Here is an 18,345-nt window from a genome sequence, read left to right as displayed (position 1 = left end):
AACGAAGGAGCCCTCAATGAAGTTGAACACTATCGCCCGGACCATCGCGGCCGTGATCCTCAGTTTGGGGGCGGTGCTCGCGATGTCCGGCGCGGCGTCGGCGGACGACACGGACTCGAAGTTCACTCCCCCGTACTGCGCCCAGCCCTGACCGTCCCGACCGGCCGGGGTGGTCCCGCCTCCCTCGCAAGCGGGACCACCCCGGCCACCGACACACGGATTTCCCCCTCCTGACCACACCGCCCCGCGCGGGTGAGGCACCCTTGAGGGGTGACTCTGCAACTGCGCACGCCTCGTCACCAGGTGAGCCCGAAGTCCGTCCTGCTGTGGACGATGCAGGCCGCCGTCTTCTGGCTCGTGCTGTTCGTGCCCCAGCTGGTCGTGTACCTGCTGGTGGACGAGCCGCCGACGTGGGAGTTCGTGCTCATGATCGCCACGGCGGTCGTCGGCGTCGTGCACACCGCGGTCGAACCGACCTGGCGCTACCGCGTCCACCGCTGGGAGACCACGCCGGACGCCGTGTACACGCTCTCCGGCTGGCTGAGCCAGGAGTGGAGGGTCGCGCCGGTGTCGCGCATCCAGACGATCGACACGAAACGCGGGCCGTTCCAGCAGATGCTCGGCCTCTCGACCGTCACGGTGACGACGGCGTCGGCCGCCGGTCCGGTCGAGATCGAGGGCCTCGACCACGAGACCGCGCAGAGGCTCGTGGTGGAGCTGACGAACACCACCCAGGCCACGCCGGGTGATGCCACGTGAGCCTCCCCTCCGAGGTCCCGGCGGGACTGCCCGCCGCACCGGAGTTCGCGGAACCGTTGCAGGAGTGGCACCGCCTGCACGTGCGGATGCTGGTCGTGCGGCCGCTCAACGAGGGCATCGCGATGCTGGTGCCGATCCTCGTGCTGCTGTTCACCGGCAACGGCGAGAAGTGGCGGCTCATCGCGTCCGGCGCGACGGTCGCGGCGATCCTCACCTTCAGCTATCTCATCTGGCGCACCACGAAGTACCGCATCACCGACGAACGGGTCGAGCTGCACACGGGTCTGCTGACGCGCAAGCAGCTCGCGGTGCCGCGTGATCGCATCAGGACGGTCGACCTCACCTCCAAGCCCGGCCACCGGATCTTCGGCCTGTCCGCGGTGCGGATCGGCACGGGCCAGCAGGACGTCCCGGGCACGGACGGCCTGACGCTCGACGCGGTGACGCAGCAGGAGGCCGAACGGCTGCGTTTGTTGTTGCTGCAGAAGGGGGTCGCGCCTCGTCCGGCGGCCGCGGAGGGCGAGCACGCGGAACCGGTTCCGGTGCCCGAGTCCGAGGTGATCTCGCAGCTCGACCTGAAGTGGCTGAAGTACGCGCCGCTGTCGTTGTCCGGTCTCGTCGCGATCGGTGCCCTCTTCGGCGTGCTGTCGAACTACGCCGACGACCTGGGCCTGCACCCGGTGCAGGACCTGTGGGAGTGGCTCTTCGAGAACCCCAGCCTCGCGCTCTTCGCCGGCTTCCTGGTGGCGCTGGCCGTCGTCGGGCTGATCCTCTCCGTGCCGCTCTACATCCTGCAGTTCTGGAACTACCGCCTGACCCGCGAGCCGGACGAAACCCTGCGCGTGCAGCGGGGTCTGCTCACCACCCGGTCGGTCTCGGTGGAGGAGCAACGACTCCGGGGCGTCGACATCCAGGAACCGCTGCTGGTGCGCGCCGGCAGGGGTGCGAAGCTCGCCGCGGTCACCACGGGCCTGGGGTCGAAGGGCGAGAGCAACCTGTTGCTGCCGCCCGCGCCGCTGTCGGTGGCGCACCAGGTGTCGCGGGACGTGCTCAAGGTCGGCAACGACCCGACGACGTTGCGGCTGCGCAGGCACCCGTTCGCCGCGTTGCGCCGCAGCCTCTTCCGGCACACCGCGCCGTGGATCGTGATCGCCGTCGGTCTCGCGGTCTTCGCACCGTCGTGGGCGTGGCCGATCCCGGTGGCGGTGCTGCCGTTCGCCGCGCTGGTCGGCTGGGACAACTACCGGTCGCTCGGCAACGCGCTGGACGAGCGGTACCTGGTGACGCGCAACAACTCCCTCGTCCGCAGCACGGTCGCGCTGCAGCGCACCGGCATCATCGGGTGGCGCATCCGGCGGTCGTTCTTCCAGCGGCGCAGCGGGTTGATGACGATCGGCGCGACGACCGCCGCCGGTGCGGGCGTCTACCACGTCACCGACGTCGGCGAGGCCGACGGGCTGGCCCTGGCGGACGCGGCCGTGCCGGACCTGCTGCGGCCGTTCCTCGTCGAGTCCGGTGTGGACGGTCAGGCGGAGCGGAACGTCTGACGGTAGGCGCTCGGGGACACCCCGATCGACGCGGCCAGTTGCTGCCGCAGAGCCGCGCCGGTGCCGAAGCCGGCGTGGTTCGCGACCTGGTCGATCGGCAGGTCGGTGGACTCGAGCAGGTGCCGGGCCCGGTCGACGCGCTGCTGCGTCAGCCACTGGCCCGGCGACATGCCCGTCTCCGCGCGGAAGCGGCGGGTGAACGTGCGCACGCTCATCCGCACCTGCGCGGCCATCGCGGCGAGGTCGAGCGGTTCTTGGAGCCGCTCCAACGCCCACTCGCGGGCCAACGCGGTCGAGGTGTCCGGGTAGCTCGGCACCGGCCGGTCGACGAACTGGGACTGCCCGCCCTGCCGCCACGCCGGCACGACGCAGTAGCGGGCGATCCAGTTCGCGACCTCGCTGCCGTGGTCGGACCGGATGACGTGCAGGCAGAGGTCGATGCCCGCCGCGACGCCCGCCGAGGTGAGCACGTCGCCGTCGTCGACGAACAGCACGTCCGGGTTGAGCCGCACCTTCGGGTAGAGGCGGCGGAACTCGTCGGTGGTGTTCCAGTGCGTGGTCGCGGGCCTGCCGTCGAGCAGCCCGGCCGCCGCCAGCACGAACGCGCCCGTGCAGATCGACATGATCCGCGGCGCCTTCGTCGTCGTGAGCGCCTCCAGGACGGCCGGTTCGAGCCACCCCTCGCGCGCCGGCTGGTAGTAGGTGCCGGGCACGAGCACCGTGTCCGCGTCCTTCAGCACCTCCAGGCCGTGCTCGGGCGCGATGGTGAAGCCGCCGCTCGTCGGGATCGGGCGGCGGTCCGGCGAGCAGACGACGACCTCGTAGCGGTCCCTGAGCCGGGCGAACATGTGCGTCGAGCTGCCGAGGTCGAACGCCACCGACTGCTCCAGGGCGAGAACGGCGATCCGGTGCATGGCCCGATTCTTTCACATGTTGGCCATCGGGCCACTGGTTGCCGCGTCGCTTTTCGCCGAACCTGGTCCGCGTGAGACTGCATTGGGCCTGGGTTGTCGCAGGGGTGTCCTTCATCGCCCTCGTGGGTGCCGCGTCGTTCCGCGCGGCGCCGGGAGCGTTGATCGAGCCGTTGCGGGCGGAGTTCGGCTGGAGCACCGGCACGATCTCGCTCGCCATCTCGATCAACCTGTTGCTGTACGGGTTGACCGCGCCGTTCGCGGCCGCGTTGATGGACAAGTTCGGCGTGCGCGTCGTCGTCACCTACGCGTTGACGATGGTCGCGATCGGCAGCGGCCTCACCGTGTTCATGACCGCGTCGTGGCAGCTGATCCTGCTGTGGGGCGTCGTGGTCGGGCTGGGCACCGGGTCGATGGCGCTCGCGTTCGTCGCGACGATCACCGGACGCTGGTTCGTGAAGCACCGCGGCCTGGTCACGGGCGTGCTGACGGCTGGTGGCGCGGCCGGGCAGCTGGTGTTCCTGCCGCTGGTGGCGTGGCTGTCCGGGTCCTACGGCTGGCGGTACGCGTCGCTGGTCATCTGCATCGCCGCGTTCGCCGTGGTGCCGCTGGCCGCGTTCTTCCTGCGCGAGTACCCGCGGGACGTGGGTCTGCTGCCGCTCGGCGCGACCGAGGACACTCCCCCGCCGCCGTCCGGTGGCGCGGCCCGTCGTGCCCTGGGCGCGTTGACCTCGGCCGCTCGCACCCGGCCGTTCTGGCTGCTGGCCGGCGGGTTCGCGATCTGCGGAGCCTCGACGAACGGGCTGGTGGGCACGCACTTCATCCCCGCCGCGCACGACCACGGCATGCCGACGACGACCGCCGCCGGGCTGCTGGCGCTGGTCGGCGTGTTCGACATCGTGGGCACCATCGCGTCCGGTTGGCTGACCGACCGGGTCGACTCGCGGCTGCTGCTGGCGGGCTACTACGCGTTGCGCGGCCTGTCGCTGATGCTGCTGCCGCAGCTCTTCGCCGAGTCGGCGCACCCGTCGATGCTGGTGTTCATCATCTTCTACGGCCTCGACTGGGTCGCGACCGTGCCGCCGACCGTGGCGCTGTGCCGCCAGTACTTCGGCATGTCCGGACCCGTGGTGTTCGGCTGGGTGTTCGCGTCGCACCAGCTCGGCGCGGCCCTCGCGGCGTCGGCGGCCGGGCTCACCCGCGACCACCTGGGCAGCTACGACCTGGCCTGGTACGTCGCGGGCGGGCTCTGCATCGGCGCGGCGGTGCTGTCAGCGTCGCTTGCGCGAGGTCCCGAAGAGGCCCCGCGTGATCTCGCGCGCCAGGGCGCTGCCGGCTGACCTCAGGAACGACTTGACGGCGCTGTTGCCGAGCACCTTCTCGACCATCCCCGGTTCCTCCTTCTCGCGCTTCGGCTCGGGAGGGGCTTCCGGGGATTGTTCCTGTTGGGGCGGCGCGACTTTGGCCATCAGCTGCTCGTAGGCCGACTCGCGGTCGACGGTCTCCGCGTACTTGCCGTGGAGATCGCTTTGCCGAGCCGCCTGCTTGATCGCGTCGTTGCCGATGGTGTCCATCAACGAGCGCGGCGCCCGCAGCCTCGTCCACGCGACCGGGGTCGGCGCGCCCTTCTCGCTCAGCACCGTGATGACCGCCTCGCCGATGCCGAGCGACGTGAGCGCCTTCTCCAGGTCGTAGTGCGGGGTCGTCGGGTACGTCTTCACCGTGCGCGCCAACGCCTTCTGGTCGTCGGGCGTGAACGCGCGCAGGGCGTGCTGGACGCGCGCGCCGAGCTGCGACAGCACGTCGTTCGGGATGTCGGTCGGCAGCTGCGTGCAGAAGAAGACGCCGATGCCCTTGGACCGGATGAGCTTCACGGTCTGGGTGATCTGGTCGAGGAACGCCTTGGAGGCGTTGGAGAACAGCAGGTGCGCCTCGTCGAAGAAGAAGACGAGCTTGGGCTTCTCGACGTCGCCCTCTTCCGGCAGCGTCTCGAAGAGCTCGGCCAGCAGCCACATCAGGAACGTGGAGAACAGCGCCGGGTTGCCCTGCAGCTCGGCCAGTTCGAGCAGGCTCACGACACCCTTGCCGTCGCGTTCGCGCATCAGGTCGGCCGGGTCGAGCTCGGGTTCGCCGAAGAACCGGTCGCCGCCCTGCGCCTCCAGGTTGACGAGCGCCCGCAGGATCACGCCCGCCGTGGAGCTCGAGACACCGCCGATGCCCTTGAGGTCGGCCTTGCCCTCGTCGCTGGTGAGGTGCTGGATGACGCTGCGCAGGTCCTTCGTGTCGAGCAGCGGCAGACCTTTCGAGTCCGCCCAGTGGAAGATCAGCCCGAGCGTCGACTCCTGGGTGTCGTTCAGGCCGAGCACCTTCGACAGCAGGATCGGCCCGAAGCTCGTGATCGTCGCCCGCAGGGGCACCCCGATGCCGCCCGTGCCGATCGACAGGAACTGCACGGGGAAGGCCGTCGCCGTCCAGTCGTCCCCGGTGTCCTGCGCGCGGGTCTTCGTCCGGTCGCTGTCCTGGCCCTGCTGCGACAGACCGGACAAGTCGCCCTTCACGTCCGCCATGAGCACCGGCACGCCGTTGTTGGAGAGCTGTTCGGCGAGCAGTTGGAGGGTCTTGGTCTTGCCCGTTCCCGTTGCGCCTGCGACAAGTCCGTGGCGGTTGACCATGGACAACGGGATGCGGACGTGTGCGGTCGACTCGACGGTCCCGTCGACCAGCACGGCACCGAGTTCGATGGCAGCGCCCTGCGACGCGTACCCGGCAGCGATCTCAGCTTGAGCCGTCATGCACGGGGAGCGTAACCAGGTTGCTGCACGCCGCCACTCGAAGTTGACGCTCCGCGCAGTAATGTTCGGGGCGTGATGGATCGTCTGGTGTGGATCGACTGCGAGATGACCGGACTCGACTTGGGCAAGGACGCTCTGATCGAGATCGCGGCACTGGTCACGGACGCCGAGCTGAACGTGCTCGGCGAGGGTGTGGACATCGTGATCCACGCCTCCGACGAGGTGCTCGATTCGATGCCGGAAGTCGTCATGCAGATGCACGCCAAGTCGGGCCTGACCGAGGAGGTGCGCGCCTCCGCGGTCTCGTTGGAGGAGGCCGAGGCCGCCGTGCTGGCCTACATCAAGGAGTGGGTGCCGGACCCCCGGACCGCTCCCCTGGCCGGCAACTCCATCGCCACCGACCGCGGCTTCATCGCGCGCGACATGCCTGCTCTGGACGCCCACCTGCACTACCGCATGGTCGACGTGTCGTCGATCAAGGAGCTGTGCCGGCGCTGGTACCCGCGCATCTACTACGCGCAGCCGGGCAAGGGTCTCGCGCACCGGGCGCTCGCGGACATCGTCGAGTCGATCCGGGAGCTCGCGTACTACCGGCGGACGGCGTTCGTGCCGCAGCCCGGTCCGACGACCGAGCAGGCCCAGGCCGTGGCCGCTGACCTGCTGAAGGACGTCAAGTAGACCCCGATTTCAATATCGGTGGCTGCCGTTGCTATGCTTTCCTCGCCGGTCAACGACCGGCACATGGTGGGTGTAGCTCAGTCGGTAGAGCACTGGGTTGTGATCCCAGGTGTCGCGGGTTCAAGTCCCGTCACTCACCCTTTGTCGAAAGGCCTCCGCTTTTGCGGGGGCCTTTCTTCACGTTTACGGGAGCCTTCATGACCACGCTCGTCGCCAAGGACCTCGCCGCCGGTCACGGTGATCGCGTCCTCTTCTCCGGCCTGGACCTCGTCGTCGCCCCCGGCGACGTCATCGGCCTCGTCGGCGTGAACGGCGCGGGCAAGTCGACGTTGCTTCGCACGTTGGCCGGCCTGATCCCCGCCGAGTCGGGTCGCGTCACGCTGAACCCGCCCTCGGCCAACGTCGGCCACCTCGCGCAGGAACCGGAGCGCTTCGAGGGCGAGACCGTGCGCGACTTCCTGGCCCGCCGCACCGGCGTCGCCGAGGCGCAGCGCACCCTGGACGCCGCCACGGAGGCGTTGACCGCGGGCAACGACGAGGGCTACTCCGACGCACTGGACCAGTGGCTCGCGCTCGGCGGCGCGGACCTGGAGGAACGCTCACTGGAGGTCGTCGCCGACCTCGGCCTGTCCGTGGGCTTGGACGCGTTGATGACCTCGCTGTCCGGCGGCCAGGCGGCCAGGGCCGGCATGGCCTCGCTGCTGCTGAGCCGCTACGACGTGTTCCTGCTCGACGAGCCGACCAACGACCTGGACCTCGACGGTCTGGAGCGGCTGGAGAAGTTCGTCACGGGCCTGCGCGCCGCCACCGTGCTGGTGTCGCACGACCGCGAGTTCCTGGCCCGCACGGTCACGAGCGTGCTGGAGCTCGACCTGCACCAGAACGCCGTGCACCTCTACGGCGGTGGCTACGAGTCGTACCTCGAGGAGCGCGCACGGGCCCGTCAGCACGCACGGGACGACTACGAGGAGTACGCGGACACCAAGTCCTCGCTGGAGGCCCGTGCGCGCATGCAGCGCGCGTGGATGGAAAAGGGCGTGAAGAACGCACGGCGCAAGGCGGGCGACAACGACAAGAACGCCCGCAAGTTCCGTGCGGACGCCACGGAGAAGCAGGCGTCGAAGGCCCGTCAGACCGACCGCATGATCGAACGGCTGGACGTCGTCGAGGAGCCGCGCAAGGAGTGGGAGCTGCGGATGGAGATCGCCGCCGCACCCCGGTCCGGCGCGGTGGTGGCGTCGCTGCGCGCGGCGGTGGTCGAGCGCGGGGGATTCCGGCTGGGCCCGGTGGACCTGCAGATCGACTGGGCGGACCGGGTCGCGATCACCGGCGCGAACGGCGCGGGCAAGTCGACGCTGCTCGCCGCGTTGCTGGGTCGTGCGGAACTGTCCTCGGGCTACGCGACGCTGGGCTCCGGCGTCGTGGTCGGCGAGGTCGACCAGGCGCGCGGGCTGTTCCTCGGCGACCTGCCGCTCGTGGACGCGTTCCAGGAGGCCGTGCCGGAGATGAACCCGGCCGACGTGCGGACGTTGCTCGCGAAGTTCGGCCTGAAGGCGGCCCACGTGCTGCGTCCCGCCGGGTCGCTGTCACCGGGAGAGCGGACGCGGGCGGCCCTCGCGCTGCTGCAGGGCCGCGGGGTGAACCTGCTGGTGCTCGACGAGCCGACGAACCACCTGGACCTGGCCGCGATCGAGCAGCTGGAGTCGGCGCTGGAGAGCTACACCGGCACGTTGCTGCTGGTCACGCACGACCGGCGGATGCTCGAGGCCGTGCAGGTGAACCGTCACCTGACCGTGTCGGGCGGCCAGGTGACGGTGTCGTAGCTAGCGGTTGCCCTGCACCCAGGTCGCCCACGGGACCTGCCAGTCGCCGAAGCCGTCCCACGACTCCAGCGCCGGCCCGCCCGAGTTGGTGACGATGACGACGTCGCCCTGCTTGCTGTTGTCGAACACCCACTTGGCGTTCTCGGGCGACAGGTTCAGGCAGCCGTGGCTCACGTTGCGCTTGCCCTGGTCGCCGATGGACCACGGTGCGCCGTGGAAGAAGATGCCGCTGTTGGACATGCGGTACGCCCAGTCGACCGGCGTCTTGTAGCCGCCGTTCTCCAGCGCGAGACCGTACGTCGTGGAGTCCATGATCATGTGGGCGTGCTTCTCCATCAGCACGTACGTGCCGGTGGGGGTGGCGTCGGCCGGCTTGCCCATCGACGTCGGCATGGTGCGCACGACCTGGCCGTTGACCTTGGTGACCACCTGGTGCGTCTGGCCGTCGGCCTCGTGGATGACCTCGTCACCGACCGTCGTGGTGATCGTGCGGTCCTCCTGGCCGTAGATGCCGTCACCGATGTGCTTGCCGTAGACCTTGATGTTCATCGTGATCTTGGTGCCCGACTTCCAGAACTTCTCCGGACGCCAGTGCACCTCCTTGTCGTTGAACCAGTAGAAGGCGCCCTCGACCTTGGGCTCGGTGGTGATCTCCAGCATCTTCTCGGCCGCGACCTTGTCGGCCACCTTCTCGTCGAAGTAGAAGGCGAGCGGCTGCCCGACGCCGATCGTGGTGCCGTCCTGGGGGTTGGTCGACACGTAGGTCAGCGTCCGCGGCTTCACCGTGGTGAAGGTCGCTTCCTTGGTCTCGGACTTGCCGTCCGCACCCGTGGCCGTCGCGGACAGCTTGTACTGCTTCGAGTACCCGAGCGGCTCGGTGTTGGTCCACTGAGTGGACTCGTCGTTCATCTTGCCCAGCACGAACTTGCCGTCGGGGTTGGTCAGCTTGACCTCGGTCAGCTTCCCGTCCGCCGCCGTGGCGATGACCGGCAGCCCGGGCATGACGTCCGCCGCGCCGTTGTTCAGCGCGAGCGTCAGCGTGACGGGCTTGGGCGGAGGCGGAGGAGCAGAGCTCGACTCCCCTCCCGCACCGGTGGCCGTCTCGCCGCCGCCCGAACAGCCTGCGATCAGCATCACAGCGATTCCCGCCGCGACCACCCCACGACCGCGCCTGCTCCACATCCCCATCGACGTACTTCCGATCTGCTTGTCGCCCGCTCCCGAGACTGCCTGCACGAAGTCGTTTCAGCGTCCCCCGTCAGAGTGACGACAGGGGGTGGCCGGAAGTTGCTCGAGTGGCCGGATCGTTACGTGGCCGATGCACCCCCAAACCCGCGCTGACCAGCCGATTGGGAACGCGCGGAGGCGCTGTGCTAACGTTCTTCACGTCGGAACGAGCAAGGCTCCGGCACACAAACAAGCGCCGCTAGCTCAGTTGGTTAGAGCAGCTGACTCTTAATCAGCGGGTCCGGGGTTCGAGTCCCTGGCGGCGTACTCCAGAGAAGCAGGTAGAGATTCGTCTCTACCTGCTTCTCTGCTTTTCGGGTGATGAATGGAATTCGCCGTGCGAGTCACAGTCCGGCGGCCTGGATCAGGTAGTCGCGGTCGGCGCACGCGGTCCGCCTCGGCCCTGAACGCCGACCGGCACCAGGACCGTTCGGGGTGGCCCCAGACATCCAGGGCGGACGCGTTGCCGGGATCGGCGGGTTCGGACAGCAACAGGAACCCTAGGACGCGCTCCGCCTCCCTCGGCCACGTCGGGGTCGAGGAGGCCCCGCAGCACGACCGGGACCTCGGCGAAGCCTCGTCCACAAGTTGCGGGTACGTCGCTGTCAGAGAAGCGATCGCGACCTCGTGCAACTCCTTTCCCTGGCGCTGTCACAGATCGGTGCCCTGTCCGGTCTTCGCTGACATGAGCCACGAACACGCCCACCACCTCGACAACCCCGACAAGAGCGGCCCTCCCCCGCGCATCGACGTCATCGGCATGGTGCCGGGAGCCCCGCAGATCCCGGACGGCGCCGAGGCCATGACGATCCTCGTGACGTTGCCACCGTCCAGCCCGGGAGCTCCGCCCCACCGGCATTCCGGCCCCGCGTACGGCTACGTCGTGAAGGGCGCCATCGTCTTCGAGTTGGAGGGTGAGCCGGCACGGGTCGTGCGCGCGGGCGAGACGTTCTGGGAGCCGGGTGGCGACGTCATCCACTACCAGGACGGGAACCACCTGGTGGACGAGGAGTCCGCGTTCGTCGTCACGATGTTCTGCGCACCCGGCCAGCCGATGCTGACCGTCGTGGAACCGGAGGAGTTGGAAGCCCGCCGGCACCTCAGGGCGTAGGACCGTCCATCGTGGACACGGGCAGAAACGGTGAAGCAGGTGGAGAGTCTCCACCTGCTTCACCGGTCAGCAAACAAGAATCAGCCGCGGTGCCACTTCTGGTTGGCGCCGCCGACGCAGTCCCACATGTGCAGGACGGCGTCGTTGTTCGGGTTCCACTCCGCGATGTCGACGCACTTGTTCGCCTGCGGGTTCACCAGGTCACCCGCGCCGGAGAGCACGAACTGCTGCGCCGCGTTGCCGGAGCAGGTCGCGAGCTGCACGGCCGCGCCGTTGTCCCGCGAACCCCACGCCACGTCCACGCACTTGTTGTTCTCGGTGCGCAGGGTGCCGTTGACCCACTCGAACTTCTGGTTCGTGCCGCCCGTGCAGTTCCACACGATGAGGCGCTGGCCGTCGGAGAAGTTCCAGTTCGGCACGTCGATGCACTTGCCGTGCCAGTCGCTCACGATGCTGCTGAAGTTGCTCGCGGGCGGCGGGGTGGAGCCGCCGCTGAACGGGGTGAGGATGATGCCGGCCGAGCGCGGGTCGCCGTCGTGCACCAGGGACTCCTGGGCCTGCACGTCGTCGAACGCGAAGCCGTACGCCTTGCCGTCCACCATGTTCTGGTGCACGAGCCGGGAGTAGTGGTTCGTGATCGCGCCCTGGTAGAAGTCTGCGGGACCGCCGCCGGGCTGGGTGGTGATGCGGTCCAGCGTGGTGCGGTGCAGGGCGGCGCACAGGGTGCGGGCGATCGGGCCGACGATCTGGTCGTTCGGCGCGTGCAGGGCGCCGTCGCAGCCCCAGACGTTCGAGGTCGACGGCTTCGCGAACGACGCGACCTGCTGGCCGGCGCTGTTCGTGAAGTTCATGTTGTTGCCGGAGGTGCGGCCGAAGTACTTCACGTCCGGGCGGTCGCCGAACGGCTGCACGGTCAGAGTCCTGCCCGTGTAGGAGTTCCACGCCTGCGTGATGTACGGGTCCAGGTAGTTGCGGTCGAAGTTGCCGACGTCGGCGGCCTTGCCCGGCGCGAGGACGCGCAGGACGGTGCCGTCGCCGCGGGACATGATCGAGCCGCCCCAGCCGGACTGGTTGCGGATGCCGTTGATGACGGCGTCGCGGCCGCCGGACTTCAGCTCGCCGGTCTTCTTCGTGGTGCCGCTCGCGCCCGTCACGGTCACCGCGTGCGGGACCGCGAACATGTCCACCTGCGAGCTGTTCAGCCAGAGGCCGGCGTCGTTGTAGGTGAACTCGCTCCAGTCGAACAGGATGCCGCTGTTCGGGTCGCCGCCCGCCCACGGCGCCGGCTGCACCAGGCCGTCGGGCGTCAGGAAGAACTTCAGCTTCTCGCCGAACGACATGTAGACGCGGCCGGAGATGAACCGGGGCACGCGCAGCGTGGCGGTGCCGCCCTGGCCGGGACCGGCGATCGACACGTCCGGCGCGGGGGTGGGCGGGTTGCCGCCGGGCGACCACGGCGTGAACGTGCCGGCCTGGTTGACGTACCCGAGGCGGCCGTTGCGGATGTCGGTGCCGAGGACGTACAGGTGCACGGCCTCGGAGCGGCCGCTGTTGTTGGTGACGTTGAGCGGCAGCAGGTCGGGGCCGATCGCCTGGGCCGGGGTGATCGCGATGGACGCCGCCGCGGCCGTCGCCACGGCGGCGAGCGCGCTCCACCACTTCGTACGAGTGCGCATGTGACTCCTTGTGCAGGGGGTGCTCTGCCGGGCAGGTCTCCCGATCGGCGTCAGGGCGACCGGGAGCGTCCGCTCTGGGAAATGGTCCAGACCGGTTATGAGAGCGCTTCCATGGTTGTTCGCGGACATGAACGCTGTCAATACGCGGGCCGGAACTGGCCCCTTGACCAGCGGCGTCGCGATCAGTCCCGCGGCGTGCCGCGCCGGCGGCCGACCACGAACGCGAACCCGGCGAACACCGGCGCCATCGGCAGGTACCGCACCCAGACCTGTCCGGTCGCCTGTTCCAGCCAGTAGCCGGCCGCCATCGCCGCGACGATCCCCACCAGCAGTGCGATCACGACGAGCACGACGGTCCGTCGACGAAGTCTCCCCATGCACCAGCAGTACCCGGACGACGTGCCGCTCCAACGTCGTGGCCCAGATCACAGCGATTCACCCCAAGCGTCGCACCTCGCCGAATCGGCCCGCGACGAACGGCGGGCGGCGCTACGGTGGCCCGGTGCTCACGGCGTGGGGGCTGACCAAGGCCTATGAAGGTCGCACGGTCGTTGATCAGGTGGGCTTCGAGCTCCAGCCGGGGACCGTCACGGCCTTTCTCGGGCCCAACGGTGCCGGCAAGTCGACGACCCTGCGGATGATCACCGGACTCACCAGACCGGACCGGGGACAGGCGACCGTGGCGGGCCGCCCGTTCACCGCGTGGCCCAACCCGTCGCACGTGGCCGGGGTGCTGCTCGACGCGGCGGCCGTCCACCCCGGACGGAGCGGCCGCGGCCACCTGCGGATGGCCGCCTCGCTCTCCGGCGTGCCCGCGCGCCGGGCGGACGAGGTGCTCGAGATGCTCGGTCTCGCGGACGCGGCGACCCGCAAGATCGGCAAGTACAGCCTCGGCATGCGCCAGCGGCTCGGCATCGCGCACGCCCTGCTGCCCGACCCGCCGCTGCTGGTGCTCGACGAGCCCATCAACGGTCTCGACCCGGAGGGCATCCGCGCGGTGCGGAACCTGTTGCGGGGTCACGCTTCCCGCGGCGGCACCGTGCTGCTGTCGAGCCACGTCCTGTCCGAAGTGGACCAGACGGCCGACCGGGTGCTGGTGATCGGCGGCGGGCGCATCGTCGCCGACGGGCCGCTCGCCACGCTGACCACCTCGTCGCGGTCCCTGGTGCGCGCGAGGGACATGAACCAGCTCGCCGGTGCGCTGCAGCGGGCCGGCGTCGCGATCCAGCCGGCGGCGGACGGGTTCCTCGCGGCCCACGCACCGGTCGAGCAGGTCTCGAACGTCACGTTCGCGGCGGGCATCCCGTTGCTGGGCCTGCGCGAGGAGCAGATGAGCCTGGAGGACCTGTTCTTCCGGCTCACGGGTGGGGGCAGGGCATGACGTACACCGTTCCGCAGGTGCAGCAGGGTCCGGCCGGTCCCGCCGCCGGTCCGTGGGCGGCCCGTGCCGCGCAGCGCTCCCCGTTCTGGCGGCTGGTGGCGGTCGAGCTGCGCAAGCTCGTCGGCACCCGGTCGGACAAGATCGTGCTGGCCTTCGCGCCGGTCTTCCTGGTCGGCCTGATGGTGCTGTTCACGTTGCCGCAGACGAAGCTGCCGAGCGCGGGCGACCAGATCGGGCCGTTGCTGCTCGTGGTCCAGCTCGGCCTGCTGCTGGTGTTCGCGACCGTGATCAAGCTGGTCGCGGGCGAGTGGCAGTACAAGAGCGTGCAACCGACGTTGCTCGTGCAGCCCTCGCGGATGCGCTACTTCCTCGCCCAGGGCACGGTTCTGCTCGTCGTGTGGCTCGTCTGCACGCTGATCTCGTTCGCGCTGTTCCCGGCCCTGATGAAGATCGCGGCGGACGGGATCCACCACAACTACCTGCTCGGCCTGCGCCTCGGCTGGGTGCTCGGCGTGACCATGCTGGCCACCGCGCTCGTGCTGCTGACCGCGCTGGTCGTCTCGCTGCTCGTGCCGAACACCGGCGGGGCGCTGACGGTGTTCTTCGTCGTGGTGCCGATCCTGATGGTCGCGCGGCTCTCGCTGCCGGAGGTCTTCGGCCTGATCTACCCGCTCGAAGCCGCGTGGCACCTGGCGGGGCTCGGCACGGGGTGGGCGCAGACGATCTGCTCGCTGGTCGTCTGGCTGGCGCTGCTGGGCATCTCGCTCGTGCGGCTGCAGCGCCGCGACGCGGGCTAACGCGCCCTGCTGCCGCCGTTCTCGTCGATCAGCGGCAGCACCTTCTCCGCCGCCCCGGTAGCCGCGGGGCAGAACTCCCGCAGTGCCCGGTCGATCGGCTGGTCCACGTCGAGGTCCTTCAGCTTCATGCTCTCGTCGAAGTCCATCCCCGCCGCGACCTGGAACGGCAGCTCGGACCCGGTGTCCACGGTGACCGTGCAGTCCTCGTTCACCTCACCGCTGATCACGGTGGTCGCGTAGTAGCGGTCGAGCAGCACGGACCGCTGGAAGTAGTTCCCGGCCCCGCGCTCGCCCATCCACACGTCGACGAAGTGCTGCGCGTTCGACTTCCGCCCGGCTCCCGGCCCCAGCAACGAGATGCGCAGCTTGCCCCACTCCATCTCGGCGACGCAGCCGCCACCCATCTCCGAGGTCACCGGCTTCTTCCGGGAGCCGACCAACGACTGCAGGTCCCTCGGCAGGGTCTCGCACGTGTTGTCGAAGACCGACGGACGGCTCAGGTTGAAGTCGAGGTTGTCGTAGGCGATCGCCTGCCGGTCGAGCACCGGCGCGGGCGAGCTCAGCGGCGGCTCCGGCGGTGCGGTGCAGGCCGTGAGGGCCACGACGGCGGCCAGGACTGCGGTGGAACGGATCGCGCGCGTGCCCATGTGCCAAGTTCAGCACATCCGCGATCTTCGGGGTGGCTGTTCGGGCTGTTCAACCGGGTGACGTCGCGACGCGACGGCGGCCCGTACGATCGCCGGTCGTGACCTCACCGCTGCGCCTGTCCCGGCGTTCCGTGCTGCTCGCCGGTGGCCTGGGCGTGTCGTTGCTGGCGGCGGGAGTCGTGGCGCAGTGGCGGCCCTGGGAGGACGCGGACGGCCTGCCCGGCGCTCCCGAACCCACGGACGACCCGGTCGAGGTCGTGTACTGCGCGGGCTGGGAGAGGTCCGGTCCGGTGTCACCGATCTCCGAGGAGGTCGCGCGGGCCCAGGACGCGGCAGGCGGCCAGTACGCCGTGGGCCTGCTGGTGGGTGGAACGGCGCGGGCGGTCGTCGAGGTGTGCTGGCAGGCGCACCACGCGGAGGTGTGGTTCCTCGACGACTCCGGGCGCCGGTACCGCGGTGTCGCCTACCGCCGCTGGCCCGACGAGCGGTTGCGGCTGTTCGAGGTGCGCGGCTGGAGCTCCGGTTCCCTCCCCGCGGAGCCGGCGGTGCGAGCCCGTGTGCGGCGCGACGCGAGCGGGTCGATCGAGAACGTGTCCCTGGACGAGGAGCTGCGCGGCGGCGGCAAGCTCCACACGAGTCCCGGCTGGGAGCGCTGGCCGGGATCGAAGGTGCTCGAGGAGGAGGTCGCGCTGCCGCCGTGGAACGGCTGGACCGCGCTCGCCGGCCTGACCGGGCCCGTGACCGTCCGCGCCGGGTCCGGCGAGGTGCCCGCCGCCTTCCCGTGGCAGCCGCCGTTCCCGCTCCGTCCGCGTCACGTCACCGAGCTCACCACCGAGGGAACGCGGTTCCGGCTGGACAGCGGCGCCGTCGAGACCGTGCGGCGCACTCCCGCCGGCAGCATCCGGTTGCCCAGCGGGACGCTGCTCGTCGGGGAGCCGAGCTGGTTCGACGCCTCGTCCCCGCCGCTGGCCGCGACGGTCCCGCCCGGCGAGTACGCGGTGGACGTGTTCGGGCTGTCGGGCGACTTCCCCGAGACCACCGCGTGCCGGGTGACCGTCTCGGACGCGCCCGTCACGTCGTGGGAACTGGGCTTGCGCGAGGGTGACCGCGAGCTGGAGCTGGGCGCGGGCGAGTTCTTCGGCAACCCGGTGGACGCCGCCACGCTGGCGCTGGTCGACCGGACCGGCGCGACGGCGTTCAGCGAGGAGGACGTCGAGAAGGCGATGTCCACTGAGGACACCCACGTCACGGTGCGCGGCGAGAAGACCGACCTGGTCGTCGTGCCGGGCTGGAGCGACGGCGCGTTCCCCGTGTGGCTCGGCCGGGCCGCGGACGGGTCGCTCTGCCAGTACGTCCTCGACTTCCAGGTGCCCGGCCTGTCCCCCGCCTGATCGCTACCCTCGAAGGCAGTCGACCTCCTGGGGGCGGGCGTGGAGCTCTACGACGACATCGGCACCGGCTACTCGGCGGGCCGGCGCACGGACCCGCGCTGGCTGAGCGCGATCCTCGCCGCGGTCGGGGACGCCCGCACGATCGTCGACGTCGGCGCGGGCACCGGGTCGTACGAGGTGCCCGGCCGCACGGTGCTGGCCCTCGACCCGTCCGGCGAGATGCTCCGCCAGCGGCGGCCGGACGCGGGTCCCGCGGCCCGTGCGGTCGCGGAGGCCTTGCCGGTGCGCGACGACGCGGTCGACGCCGCGCTCGCGGTCCTCACCGTGCACCACTGGCCGGACTGGCGGACCGGGCTCGCCGAGCTCCGCCGGATCGCGCCGCGCCGGGTCGTGCTCGCCTACGACACGCGGCGGCACACCGAGTTCTGGTTCGTCCGCGAGTACGTGCCGGAGATCGCGGAGCTGGAGCTCTCCCGGCCGTCCGCCGACGACATCGCGCACGAGCTGGGCGCGGACAGCGTCACTCCCTGCCGCTGCCGTGGGACTTCACCGACGGGGTGTTCCCGGCCTACTGGCGCCGCCCGGCCGCGTACCTCGACCCGGTCGTCCGGCGTGCGTGCTCCGCGCTCGCCCAGACCGATCCGGCGGCGGTCGACCGGGGCGTCGGACGGCTGCGCGAGGACCTGCGCAGCGGGCGGTGGCACGACACCCACCGGGACCTGCTCGACCTCGACGAGTGGGACGCGGGGTTCCGGCTGGTCGTGGCGGGCTGACTCAGGCCCAGTCGGGCGAGCGGCCCGCGCCGAACTCCGGCAGGTTGAACTCCGGGTGCGGCACTTCGGGTTCCGCGAACGCGGCAAGGACGTCCCGCGCCGCCACCCCGTACTCGTCCGGTCCAGCCGACCGGACCTCCCAGGCGTTGGGATCGGCCCCGTGTCCTCTCGCCGCAGCGGCGAAACCGTGGTGCTGCGCGGTCATGTGCGCGAGCAGGCCGGCGAGTGTCCACTCGGTGCACGGCGTGCGCCTGTCCAGGTCCTCGGCCGTCACCCGCGACACGATCTCGACGCTGGTCCGCACCACGGCGCGGTGGTGGGCCAGCAGGTCATTGATAAGCATTCGCATACGATATGCAGGTGCTTATTATCTGCGCAAGGTCGTTAGGATGCGGGACGTGGACGGCCGGCGACGTGACCTCGCGGCGATGATCGCGCCGCTGCAGCGGGCGCTGGTCGCCGCCGAGCAGCCGGTGCTGCGCGCGCACAGCCTCAGCATGTGGGGCTACGTGGTGCTCGACGCGCTCGACGGGCAGCCCGTGCGCACCCAGGCGGCGCTCGCCGAGGCCATCGGGGCGGACAAGAGCCGGATCATCGGCGTGCTGGACGACCTGGAGGCCGAGGGCCTGCTCGAACGCCCCCGCGACCCGGCGGACCGGCGCGCGCGGCTCGTGTCCATCACCGCGCAGGGCCGGCGGCGCCGCGCCGCCGTGCAGGCCGAGATCCAGCGCGGCGAGGATCGCCTGCTCGCCCGGCTCGCCCCCGCCGACCGCGAGGCGCTGCTGCGCGCGCTGGCCGTGCTCGCCGACGAGTCGCAGAAGCTCGACTGAAG

General features: G+C 70.3%; 18 protein-coding genes, 2 tRNA genes and 1 pseudogene. 14 read left to right on the top strand and 7 right to left on the bottom strand.

Annotated features, from left to right (window positions below; all coding sequences use genetic code 11):
- The first annotated feature begins 16 nt into the window (after positions 1-16).
- From ABZX02_RS16975 to ABZX02_RS16965, 3 genes are all read left to right on the top strand, one after another.
- A complete protein-coding gene (locus tag ABZX02_RS16975; protein ID WP_355299061.1) occupies positions 17-151 on the top strand; it encodes a hypothetical protein in 135 nt (44 codons plus the stop codon).
- 182 nt (positions 152-333) lie between these two features.
- Positions 334-759 (top strand): PH domain-containing protein, encoded by a 426-nt coding sequence (locus tag ABZX02_RS16970; protein ID WP_355299158.1) that lies wholly within the window; start codon positions 334-336, stop codon positions 757-759.
- Positions 756-2,306 (top strand): PH domain-containing protein, encoded by a 1,551-nt coding sequence (locus ABZX02_RS16965; protein ID WP_355299059.1) that lies wholly within the window; start codon positions 756-758, stop codon positions 2,304-2,306. Before ABZX02_RS16970 ends, ABZX02_RS16965 begins: the two co-directional genes overlap by 4 nt.
- On the opposite strand, the gene ABZX02_RS16960 is transcribed toward ABZX02_RS16965, so the two are convergent.
- A complete protein-coding gene (locus ABZX02_RS16960) occupies positions 2,285-3,220 on the bottom strand; it encodes a helix-turn-helix domain-containing protein (protein WP_355299057.1) in 936 nt (311 codons plus the stop codon). The genes ABZX02_RS16965 and ABZX02_RS16960 overlap by 22 nt on opposite strands.
- Before the next feature lie 62 nt (positions 3,221-3,282).
- Here ABZX02_RS16960 and ABZX02_RS16955 point away from each other — a divergent pair, with 62 nt between their 5' ends.
- Complete coding sequence (locus ABZX02_RS16955) at positions 3,283-4,557, top strand: MFS transporter (RefSeq protein WP_355299156.1); 1,275 nt, start codon at positions 3,283-3,285, stop codon at positions 4,555-4,557.
- On the opposite strand, the gene ABZX02_RS16950 is transcribed toward ABZX02_RS16955, so the two are convergent.
- The gene (locus tag ABZX02_RS16950) at positions 4,489-6,009 is read right to left on the bottom strand and encodes a helicase HerA-like domain-containing protein (protein ID WP_355299055.1); all 1,521 of its coding nucleotides are present in this window, start codon (positions 6,007-6,009) and stop codon (positions 4,489-4,491) included. The two genes, ABZX02_RS16955 and ABZX02_RS16950, sit on opposite strands and share 69 nt — an antisense overlap.
- 72 nt (positions 6,010-6,081) lie before the next feature.
- On the opposite strand from ABZX02_RS16950, the gene orn reads away from it, so the two are divergent.
- The 3 genes from orn (at position 6,082) to ABZX02_RS16935 (ending at position 8,510) form a co-directional block, all read left to right on the top strand.
- A complete protein-coding gene (gene orn, locus ABZX02_RS16945) occupies positions 6,082-6,687 on the top strand; it encodes an oligoribonuclease (protein ID WP_355299053.1) in 606 nt (201 codons plus the stop codon).
- Between the two features lie 66 nt (positions 6,688-6,753).
- Positions 6,754-6,826 (top strand) — tRNA-His (locus ABZX02_RS16940).
- Positions 6,827-6,884: 58 nt separating this feature from the next.
- Positions 6,885-8,510 (top strand): ABC-F family ATP-binding cassette domain-containing protein, encoded by a 1,626-nt coding sequence (locus ABZX02_RS16935; protein WP_355299051.1) that lies wholly within the window; start codon positions 6,885-6,887, stop codon positions 8,508-8,510.
- On the opposite strand, the gene ABZX02_RS16930 is transcribed toward ABZX02_RS16935, so the two are convergent.
- Positions 8,511-9,644 carry an Ig-like domain-containing protein gene (locus tag ABZX02_RS16930; RefSeq protein WP_355299049.1) on the bottom strand — a complete coding sequence of 378 codons (1,134 nt, stop codon included), beginning with the start codon at positions 9,642-9,644 and terminating at the stop codon, positions 8,511-8,513.
- 286 nt (positions 9,645-9,930) lie between these two features.
- On the opposite strand from ABZX02_RS16930, the gene ABZX02_RS16925 reads away from it, so the two are divergent.
- Together ABZX02_RS16925 and ABZX02_RS16920 are read left to right on the top strand one after the other, a co-directional pair.
- Positions 9,931-10,004: transfer RNA gene (locus ABZX02_RS16925), tRNA-Lys, on the top strand.
- Positions 10,005-10,422: 418 nt separating this feature from the next.
- Positions 10,423-10,848: a cupin domain-containing protein gene (locus ABZX02_RS16920; RefSeq protein WP_355299048.1), complete on the top strand. Its 426-nt coding sequence runs from the start codon at positions 10,423-10,425 to the stop codon at positions 10,846-10,848.
- Between the two features lie 80 nt (positions 10,849-10,928).
- Here ABZX02_RS16920 and ABZX02_RS16915 read toward each other — a convergent pair whose 3' ends face one another.
- Both ABZX02_RS16915 and ABZX02_RS16910 read right to left on the bottom strand, forming a co-directional pair.
- Positions 10,929-12,524 (bottom strand): beta-1,3-glucanase family protein, encoded by a 1,596-nt coding sequence (locus ABZX02_RS16915; protein ID WP_355299046.1) that lies wholly within the window; start codon positions 12,522-12,524, stop codon positions 10,929-10,931.
- Positions 12,525-12,706: 182 nt separating this feature from the next.
- A complete protein-coding gene (locus ABZX02_RS16910; protein WP_355299044.1) occupies positions 12,707-12,901 on the bottom strand; it encodes a hypothetical protein in 195 nt (64 codons plus the stop codon).
- 125 nt (positions 12,902-13,026) lie between these two features.
- Between ABZX02_RS16910 and ABZX02_RS16905 the strand changes: the two genes are divergently transcribed.
- Together ABZX02_RS16905 and ABZX02_RS16900 are read left to right on the top strand one after the other, a co-directional pair.
- Positions 13,027-13,905 (top strand): ATP-binding cassette domain-containing protein, encoded by an 879-nt coding sequence (locus ABZX02_RS16905; RefSeq protein WP_355299042.1) that lies wholly within the window; start codon positions 13,027-13,029, stop codon positions 13,903-13,905.
- Complete coding sequence (locus ABZX02_RS16900) at positions 13,902-14,702, top strand: hypothetical protein (RefSeq protein WP_355299040.1); 801 nt, start codon at positions 13,902-13,904, stop codon at positions 14,700-14,702. The genes ABZX02_RS16905 and ABZX02_RS16900 overlap by 4 nt, the downstream gene beginning before the upstream one ends.
- Here ABZX02_RS16900 and ABZX02_RS16895 read toward each other — a convergent pair.
- On the bottom strand, positions 14,699-15,349 hold the full coding sequence (locus ABZX02_RS16895; protein WP_355299038.1) for a hypothetical protein: 651 nt from the start codon (positions 15,347-15,349) through the stop codon (positions 14,699-14,701). The genes ABZX02_RS16900 and ABZX02_RS16895 overlap by 4 nt on opposite strands.
- A gap of 98 nt (positions 15,350-15,447) precedes the next feature.
- On the opposite strand from ABZX02_RS16895, the gene ABZX02_RS16890 reads away from it, so the two are divergent.
- Positions 15,448-16,740 carry a DUF4241 domain-containing protein gene (locus ABZX02_RS16890; RefSeq protein WP_355299036.1) on the top strand — a complete coding sequence of 431 codons (1,293 nt, stop codon included), beginning with the start codon at positions 15,448-15,450 and terminating at the stop codon, positions 16,738-16,740.
- 39 nt (positions 16,741-16,779) lie between these two features.
- Positions 16,780-17,513: pseudogene (locus ABZX02_RS16885) on the top strand (class I SAM-dependent methyltransferase).
- A gap of 1 nt (position 17,514) precedes the next feature.
- On the opposite strand, the gene ABZX02_RS16880 reads toward ABZX02_RS16885, so the two are convergent.
- Positions 17,515-17,856, bottom strand: coding sequence for a maleylpyruvate isomerase N-terminal domain-containing protein (locus ABZX02_RS16880; RefSeq protein WP_355299033.1), 342 nt, complete (start codon positions 17,854-17,856; stop codon positions 17,515-17,517).
- 46 nt (positions 17,857-17,902) lie between these two features.
- Here ABZX02_RS16880 and ABZX02_RS16875 point away from each other — a divergent pair, with 46 nt between their 5' ends.
- Positions 17,903-18,343, top strand: a complete 441-nt coding sequence (locus tag ABZX02_RS16875; protein WP_355299032.1) for a MarR family transcriptional regulator — start codon at positions 17,903-17,905, stop codon at positions 18,341-18,343.
- Positions 18,344-18,345 lie beyond the last annotated feature (2 nt).

Source organism: Lentzea sp. NPDC003310 (assembly GCF_040610935.1).
Taxonomy (GTDB): Bacteria; Actinomycetota; Actinomycetes; order Mycobacteriales; family Pseudonocardiaceae; genus Lentzea.
The sequence above is the reverse complement of the archived record's forward strand: the minus strand, read 5'-3'. Positions and strand labels throughout refer to the sequence as shown.

Excerpts from the sequence above, each read along its gene's own strand:
- ABZX02_RS16975 (WP_355299061.1), top strand. The coding sequence starts at position 17 with ATGAAGTTGAACACTATCGCCCGGACCATCGCGGCCGTGATCCTCAGT.
- ABZX02_RS16970 (WP_355299158.1), top strand. The coding sequence starts at position 334 with ATGCAGGCCGCCGTCTTCTGGCTCGTGCTGTTCGTGCCCCAGCTGGTC.
- ABZX02_RS16960 (WP_355299057.1), bottom strand. The coding sequence starts at position 3,220 with ATGCACCGGATCGCCGTTCTCGCCCTGGAGCAGTCGGTGGCGTTCGAC.
- ABZX02_RS16950 (WP_355299055.1), bottom strand. The coding sequence starts at position 6,009 with ATGACGGCTCAAGCTGAGATCGCTGCCGGGTACGCGTCGCAGGGCGCT.
- ABZX02_RS16935 (WP_355299051.1), top strand. The coding sequence starts at position 6,885 with ATGACCACGCTCGTCGCCAAGGACCTCGCCGCCGGTCACGGTGATCGC.
- ABZX02_RS16930 (WP_355299049.1), bottom strand. The coding sequence starts at position 9,644 with ATGCTGATCGCAGGCTGTTCGGGCGGCGGCGAGACGGCCACCGGTGCG.
- ABZX02_RS16920 (WP_355299048.1), top strand. The coding sequence starts at position 10,423 with ATGAGCCACGAACACGCCCACCACCTCGACAACCCCGACAAGAGCGGC.
- ABZX02_RS16915 (WP_355299046.1), bottom strand. The coding sequence starts at position 12,524 with ATGCGCACTCGTACGAAGTGGTGGAGCGCGCTCGCCGCCGTGGCGACG.
- ABZX02_RS16910 (WP_355299044.1), bottom strand. The coding sequence starts at position 12,901 with ATGGGGAGACTTCGTCGACGGACCGTCGTGCTCGTCGTGATCGCACTG.
- ABZX02_RS16900 (WP_355299040.1), top strand. The coding sequence starts at position 13,902 with ATGACGTACACCGTTCCGCAGGTGCAGCAGGGTCCGGCCGGTCCCGCC.
- ABZX02_RS16895 (WP_355299038.1), bottom strand. The coding sequence starts at position 15,349 with ATGGGCACGCGCGCGATCCGTTCCACCGCAGTCCTGGCCGCCGTCGTG.
- ABZX02_RS16880 (WP_355299033.1), bottom strand. The coding sequence starts at position 17,856 with ATGCTTATCAATGACCTGCTGGCCCACCACCGCGCCGTGGTGCGGACC.
- ABZX02_RS16875 (WP_355299032.1), top strand. The coding sequence starts at position 17,903 with ATGCGGGACGTGGACGGCCGGCGACGTGACCTCGCGGCGATGATCGCG.